This is a genomic window from Cognatilysobacter lacus, from assembly GCF_008274655.1.
Taxonomy (GTDB): Bacteria; Pseudomonadota; Gammaproteobacteria; order Xanthomonadales; family Xanthomonadaceae; genus Cognatilysobacter; species Cognatilysobacter lacus.
On sequence record NZ_VTRV01000152.1, the window covers coordinates 1 to 6,416 of the forward strand.

Consider the following 6,416-nt stretch of genomic DNA (forward strand, 5'->3'; position numbering starts at 1 on the left):
CGACGCGCACATGCGGGCCGTCCACGCGCAGGCGCAGGTCGACGCGCGGAATCGTGGTGTCGATGGCATAGGCCGGCGCGATGATCGACAGGCGCCCGTCGATCACATGCAGCTCGCCGAGCCGTTCGACCACCGCGAACGGGTCACCGCCCGCGTTCTGCGTCTGGCCCGGCAGGCCGCGCACGTCCCAGAGGCCGTCGTCGCCGCGCTCCAGCGTGAGGTCGAGCCCGCGCAGGCGCAGCTCGGTAAATGCGTGGCCGGGAAGCAGGCCGAGATAGACCGATGCGAGCAATTCGGCGTCGCCGATCGCGACCGCGTGCTCGCCTTCGCCGATGCGCAGCCCGCGCAGTTCGATCAGCGGGCCGAGCCTCGTCCAATGCGTGCGCAAGCCGGTGAACGCGACCGGTCGCCGTGTGCGGTGTTCGAGCCACGCACGCACCTGCGCGGGATGCTGCGCGAGCACCGGCAGCGCCAGGCTGACGAGCCCGAGCAGCAGTGCGAATGCCAGTACGGCGACCGCGAGGATGTACCCGAGGCCGACGTGCGCCCGCTTGGCGTGCCGAAGGATCACCGGCCGCCTTGGCGCGCAGGCACGGCGGGTGCGCCGGGCCTAGAGCAGCACGACATCGAACTGTTCCTGCGAGTACTGCTCATCCGCCTGGAAACGGATCGACTTGCCGAGGAATTCCTCGAGTTCCGCCACGGCTGCCGACTCCTCGTCCGTGATGCGCGCGACGACCTTCGGCGAGGCGATCACCAGAAGCCGCTGCGCGTCGAACTGCCGCACCTGGCGCACGACGTCGCGGAAGATCTCGTAGGTGACGGTCTCCGGCGTCTTCAGCGAACCGCGCCCACCGCATTCATGGCAGGGCTCGGAGAGCTGCCGTTGCAGGCTGTCGGTGGTGCGCTTGCGGGTCATCTCGACGAGACCCAGCGGGGAGAAGTCGTACACGGTGGTCTTGGCGTGGTCGCGGGCGAGCGCTTTCTCGAGCTGACGAAGCACCTGCCGCTTGTGCTCGGCATCCGTCATGTCGATGAAGTCGATGATGATGATGCCGCCCAGATTGCGCAGTCGAAGCTGACGCGCGACCGACTGGGCCGCCTCGAGGTTGGTGCGATAGACCGTTTCCTCGAGATTGCGCTGACCGAGGAATGAACCGGTGTTCACGTCGACGGTCGTCATCGCCTCGGTCTGGTCGATCACGAGGTAGCCGCCGGACTTGAGCGGCACCTGTTTTTCCAGCGCGCGCTGGATCTCGTCCTCGACACCGTACAGGTCGAAGATCGGGCGCGCGCCGACGTACGGTTCGATCTTCTCGTTGAGCCCCGGCATGTACTGCGCAGCGAAGGCCTTTAGCCGGTCGCACGTCTCGCGCGAATCGACCTTGACCTTCTCGACGTCGCGACGCAGCAGGTCGCGCACGGCGCGCATCGGCAGCGACAGGTCCTCGTACACGCGCTCGCCGAGCTTGGTGGTCTGCGAGCGCTCCTCGATCAGGGCCCAGACGCGTCCGAGATACGCGACGTCCTCGGCGATCGCCTCGTCGGGCTGGCCCTCGGCATTGGTGCGGACGATGTAGCCGTGCTGCGCGCCGCTCGGCGAAAGCGAAGTCACGATGTGCTTGAGGCGCGCGCGCTCGGCCTCGTCCTCGATGCGGGCCGACACGCCCACCACGCGCGTTCGCGGCAGCAGCACGAGGTAGCGCGACGGGATGCTGAGCTGCGTGGTGAGGCGCGCGCCCTTGCTGCCGATTGGATCCTTCACCACCTGCACGATGATGTCCTGCCCATCGCGCAGCAGTTCCGTGATCGGGCGCGTGGGTTGCGCCGGCAGCGGCGCCTCTTCCGCGGCTGCTTCGCCGATCACGGGCTTGACGATGTCGCCTGCGTGCAGGAATGCCGCGCGCTCGAGGCCGATGTCGATGAAGGCGGCCTGCATGCCCGGCATGATCCGCTGCACCCGGCCCTTGTAGATGTTGCCGACCACGCCGCGCCGCCAGCCGCGCTCGATATGCAGCTCCTGCAGCATTCCGTTTTCGACGACGGCCACGCGCGTTTCGCGCGGGGTGACGTTGACCAGGATTTCTTCGCTCATTCCTTCGCGCCCGCAAACACATCGATTCCGAATTTGCCGAGCAGCTTCGCGGTCTCGTGCAGGGGCAGGCCCATGACGCCGGAGTAGCTGCCGTCGAGGCGCGTGACGAAGGCCTCCGCGCGCCCCTGTATCGCGTACGCACCCGCCTTGCCCTGCCACTCTTCGCTGGTGATGTAGCCGTCGAGCTGCGCTGGCGTCAGCGCCGCGAACGTGACGTCGGACACGCTCGCGGCCTGCGCCTCGCGCCCGGCCGACAGGATCCAGACCACGCTGATCACCTGGTGCGTGCGGCCCGATAGCCGCGACAGCATGCGCACGGCGCCATCGCTGTCGACAGGCTTGCCGAAGACTTCGTCGTCGAGCACCACCTCGGTGTCGGCGGCCAGCACCAGCGCGTCCGGCACCCCGGCGATCCCGAGCAGCCCCGCGCCGGCCTTTTCGCGCGAAACGCGCCGCACGTAGTCGAACGCCGCCTCGCCGGGCTGGCGAACCTCGGGAATATCGATGTCGAGCAGGCGGGGATCGATGCCGAGTCGCATGAGAAGCTCGCGTCGGCGCGGTGATTTGGAGGCGAGATAGAGCATCGATCGAAGCATAACCCGGCCTCTCATGCGCGCCGCCTGAACATCCGCCATCGGTGAAAGACCCCGCCCCGCCTCACCGGTCGTTCACTTGTGCGTCCCGACCCTCTAGCCAACCAGGAGTTCCGATGACCACGATGCGCCTCGCCCTTCGCAGCCTCGCCCTCGCCACCGTCCTCGCCTTCGGGAGCCTCGCCATGACCGTCGATGCGCAGACTGTCGCCGTTCCGACGTATGCCGCCGACGGCACGCTGCTGTCCGTGTCGGCGCAGGCCGAAGCACGCCGCGCGCCGGACATCGCGACCGTTTCCGCCGGGGTGGTCACGCAGGCCGCGGACGCCAACGGCGCGCTGCGCCAGAACGCCGAGCAGATGGCGAAGGTGGTTGCCGCGATCCGCGCGGCCGGCGTCGCCGAACGCGACGTGCAGACGGCTGGCGTCAATCTCAACCCGCAGTACCGCTACGTCGAGAACCAGCCGCCCGCGATCACGGGTTACCAGGCGAGCAACAACGTCAACGTGATCGTGCGTGACATCGCCAAGCTCGGCCGCATCCTCGATGCGCTGGTTGCGAACGGCGCCAACCAGATCAACGGCCCGACGTTCGACATCGACCAGAAGGAACCGGTGCTGGACGAGGCGCGCCGTGCCGCGCTCGAAAAGGCGCGCAAGCGCGCGGACATGTATGCCCAGTCGCTCGGAATGCACGTGCGACGCATCGTGAGCATCGACGAGACCGGCGGTGCGTCCATTCCACGACCCGTGCCGATGATGGCGATGGCCAAGATGGCGCGCGACGAGGCCACGCCCATTTCGCCCGGCGAGAACGTCCTCTCTGTCAGCCTCAATGTCGTGTTCGAACTGGGAAAATAACCATGACTTCGCCCGATATCCCGCGCGGTCGCGACACCGCGGCCGCGTCAGATCCACGTTCCGGCGCCAATCCCGGCTATGCGGAGAACCAGCCGCGAGACCGGGCTGATGCGCAGGACCCGCGCACGGGCAAGCAGCCGAACCCTGAAGCCGGCGGGCTGGAACGGCCGCAGGGCGATTCACCGGAGCCGGCTGCCGATTGAGCCTCCGGCTTGCGTGCAGCGTAGATCGAGCCCGCTTGTTGCGGGCTCTTTCTTTGTTGAAACGCGTCTCGTGCGCACGCGGCGCTTGCCGCCACCCGGTTCGTTCGCGCGAGCGGCGTTAACCCCACCGGCCGACCCGGTGCGTTTGCATCGGCACTGTCCACACGAGGAGCCGGCCATGCAGACCATCCACGCACCGCGCGTCGCACAGCTCGACCCCGGCCGCATCACCGCCATCACCGGTGCGATTGCGATCAATGGCCTGTTGCTCGCACTCCTCGTTGCGCCCGTGTCGGCGCCCATGGTGGCCACGGCCGTGCGAGAAACCTTCACCACATACGTGCCCACCAAGATCAAGGACAACCCGCCGCCGCCGAAGCCCGAGCCGATCCGCGTCAAGGTGGAACAGACGCACACGGCCTCCAGCCAGCCACACGCGCCCGACCGTCCGCATCCGACCGAGCTGCCGCCGATCGCGGACCATGCGGAGGCCGGCGACTTCGTCGTGCCACCGGACGATTCGCACGACACCGCCCATGAAACCGGCGGTGACCAGCGGCCCGCCGACGACGGCAAGCCGCTCACCGGCGCCCACCTCGAATACGCGACGAATCCCGCTCCGGGCTACCCACGCGAAGAACTGTTGAACGGCGACACCGGCACGGTCCTGCTCGAAGTGCTGGTGGAGGTCGATGGACGCCCGCTGGAAGTGTCGATTTCGCGCAGCAGCGGACATCGCGCGCTGGACCTGGCAGCGAAACGCGCGGTGCTGTCGAGCTGGAGGTTCAAGCCGGCGATGCGCAACGGGCAAGCCGTGCAGGCGATCGGGCTGGTACCGGTCGAGTTCAAGCTGCAGTGAAGCGGGATGCCGCGGTCGGGCTGCCGACCGCGGCTGCTGGCTAGGATGCCGTGCGAAGCCGGCGCATCGTCGCGAGTCCGGCGTACGCGCCAACAACCACGCGACGCACTCAAACGCGACGCGATTCGGACTCACCGCTCGGCAGGATCACCCCCGGCGAAGCACGAGCGGGAACCGTAGCGCGGCAACCGGGCGGAGCCACGCATGGCGGAACTCGGCGACCCGCCGGTCACGCCCGGTGATATGGATGATTCGCAACCAGTGCCGCCGCCCGATACAACTGTTCCGCAACGACGAGCCGAACGATCATGTGCGGCAACGTCAGCGGCCCCAGCGACCACGACTCGTCCGCACGCTGCAGTACCGCGTCCGCGTGGCCTTCGGGTCCACCGATCAGGAACGCGAGGTCACGGCCCTGCCCGCGCCAGTGCTCCAGCCGCTGTGCAAGTTGTTCCGAGGTGTAACCGCGCCCGCCGCCGTCGAGCGTCACTACCCACGCATTGCGCGGTATGGCGGAGACGACTCTCAGGCCTTCGTCCGTCTGCGCACGCACGACGTCGCGCCCCTTGCCGCGCAGCCCGGGTTCTATCTCGACCAGTTCGAACGGGAGCCAATGCGACAGGCGCGTTCGGTAATCCGCGAACCCTTCGGCGACCCAGGCCGGCGCGCGTTCGCCAACGGCGATCAGGCGCGCCTTCATGCGGCGTCAGCGCTCAGCGCGCGGAGCGCGGACGGTCGTCGGCGTCGAGCTCGTCGGCATCGTCGTTGAAGCCGAGCGGGTCCGCTTCCGGGTAGTCGTCGTCCTCGTTGCCGAGGTGGCCGTGCGCGAACTCGTCGACACGCGCCGGTGGTTCGTCGCCCACGGTCCACAGGCGTTCGAGTGCGTAGAACTCGCGCACGCGTGGCAGCATGACGTGCACGATCACGTCGCCGAGATCCACGAGCACCCATTCGGCTTCGCGCTCGCCTTCGACACCCAGCGGCATCACGTCGAGCTTCTTGGCGAACTTCACCACTTCGTTCGCGATCGATTTCACGTGCCGCGTCGACGTACCCGACGCCACCACCATGAAATCCGTGACGCTGCTCTTGCCGCGCACGTCGATCTCGACCACGTCCCGCGCCTTGAGCTCTTCGACCGCATCGCGGACGGTGCTCAACAATTCATCCACCGAAGGCGGCGGGCTGGGCATGCGGGTCTTGATGACGTGGGCTTCGGTACTCAAGCGGGGCGACTCCGTGCGATGAGCGACAAGTATAGGGATCAGGCTGGATCCGGCTGTGCATAGAGCCGGTGACGGACGATGTAGTCGGCCACCGGCGGCGGCACAAGCGACTTCCACGGCTCACCGGCGGCAATCCTGCGCCGGATATCCGTCGACGATTCGGGACGCGGCGGATCCATCGGCAGCAAGGCCAGCCCCCCGCACGCCGTGGCCAGAAGCTGCTCCGGCGCGCGCAGGCGGCCTTGGACCGTCTCGGCGAGCGCAGCGTCGATCCCGGCGAAACCGTCCGGGGACAACGGGAACCCCGCGCGTCCCACGGCCAGCACGTGGGCCAGCTCGAACAGCGAGCGCCAGCGGTGCCAGCGGTGCAGCTGCGCAAGCGAGTCCGCGCCGATGACCCACACGACGGGTGTGTCGGCGCCGACCTCGGCACGGACGTGCGCGAGCGTCTCGACGCTGTAGGACGGCACCGCGCGCGCCAATTCGCGGCGGTCGACCGACAAGCCAGGCTCGCCCGCGATCGCGAGTTCCGCCATGCGCGCGCGCTGCGAGGCATCGGCATGCGTCGCCTCCTTGTGCG

At 68.2% G+C, this 6,416-nt stretch carries 8 protein-coding genes and 1 pseudogene; 3 read left to right on the top strand and 6 right to left on the bottom strand.

Annotation, left to right across the window (positions count from 1 at the left end; all coding sequences use genetic code 11):
• The 3 genes from FW784_RS11675 to FW784_RS11685 all read right to left on the bottom strand — a co-directional run.
• Positions 1–571 (bottom strand): YhdP family protein (locus FW784_RS11675; protein ID WP_484482017.1); only part of this gene is annotated, 571 nt, incomplete at its 3' end.
• 39 nt (positions 572–610) lie between these two features.
• Positions 611–2,095 (bottom strand): ribonuclease G, encoded by a 1,485-nt coding sequence (gene rng / locus FW784_RS11680; RefSeq protein WP_149353517.1) that lies wholly within the window; start codon positions 2,093–2,095, stop codon positions 611–613.
• Entirely contained in the window at positions 2,092–2,679 is a 588-nt protein-coding gene (locus FW784_RS11685; RefSeq protein WP_149353522.1) for a Maf family protein, read from the bottom strand. The genes rng and FW784_RS11685 overlap by 4 nt, the downstream gene beginning before the upstream one ends.
• A gap of 134 nt (positions 2,680–2,813) precedes the next feature.
• Between FW784_RS11685 and FW784_RS11690 the strand changes: the two genes are divergently transcribed.
• The 3 genes from FW784_RS11690 to FW784_RS11695 all read left to right on the top strand — a co-directional run bounded on the left by FW784_RS11690 (position 2,814) and on the right by FW784_RS11695 (position 4,610).
• The gene (locus FW784_RS11690; protein ID WP_149353523.1) at positions 2,814–3,548 is read left to right on the top strand and encodes an SIMPL domain-containing protein; all 735 of its coding nucleotides are present in this window, start codon (positions 2,814–2,816) and stop codon (positions 3,546–3,548) included.
• Between the two features lie 2 nt (positions 3,549–3,550).
• On the top strand, positions 3,551–3,751 hold the full coding sequence (locus FW784_RS14430; protein ID WP_187770788.1) for a hypothetical protein: 201 nt from the start codon (positions 3,551–3,553) through the stop codon (positions 3,749–3,751).
• Positions 3,752–3,929: 178 nt separating this feature from the next.
• The gene (locus FW784_RS11695; RefSeq protein ID WP_187770789.1) at positions 3,930–4,610 is read left to right on the top strand and encodes an energy transducer TonB; all 681 of its coding nucleotides are present in this window, start codon (positions 3,930–3,932) and stop codon (positions 4,608–4,610) included.
• Between the two features lie 229 nt (positions 4,611–4,839).
• Here FW784_RS11695 and rlmH read toward each other — a convergent pair whose 3' ends face one another.
• From rlmH to nadD, 3 genes and pseudogenes are all read right to left on the bottom strand, one after another.
• Complete coding sequence (rlmH, locus tag FW784_RS11700; protein ID WP_149353519.1) at positions 4,840–5,310, bottom strand: 23S rRNA (pseudouridine(1915)-N(3))-methyltransferase RlmH; 471 nt, start codon at positions 5,308–5,310, stop codon at positions 4,840–4,842.
• 130 nt (positions 5,311–5,440) lie between these two features.
• Positions 5,441–5,803: pseudogene (rsfS, locus tag FW784_RS11705) on the bottom strand (ribosome silencing factor); the annotation flags it as partial.
• 71 nt (positions 5,804–5,874) lie between these two features.
• On the bottom strand, positions 5,875–6,416 hold a 542-nt coding region (gene nadD, locus FW784_RS11710), incomplete at its 5' end, for a nicotinate (nicotinamide) nucleotide adenylyltransferase (RefSeq protein WP_149353521.1).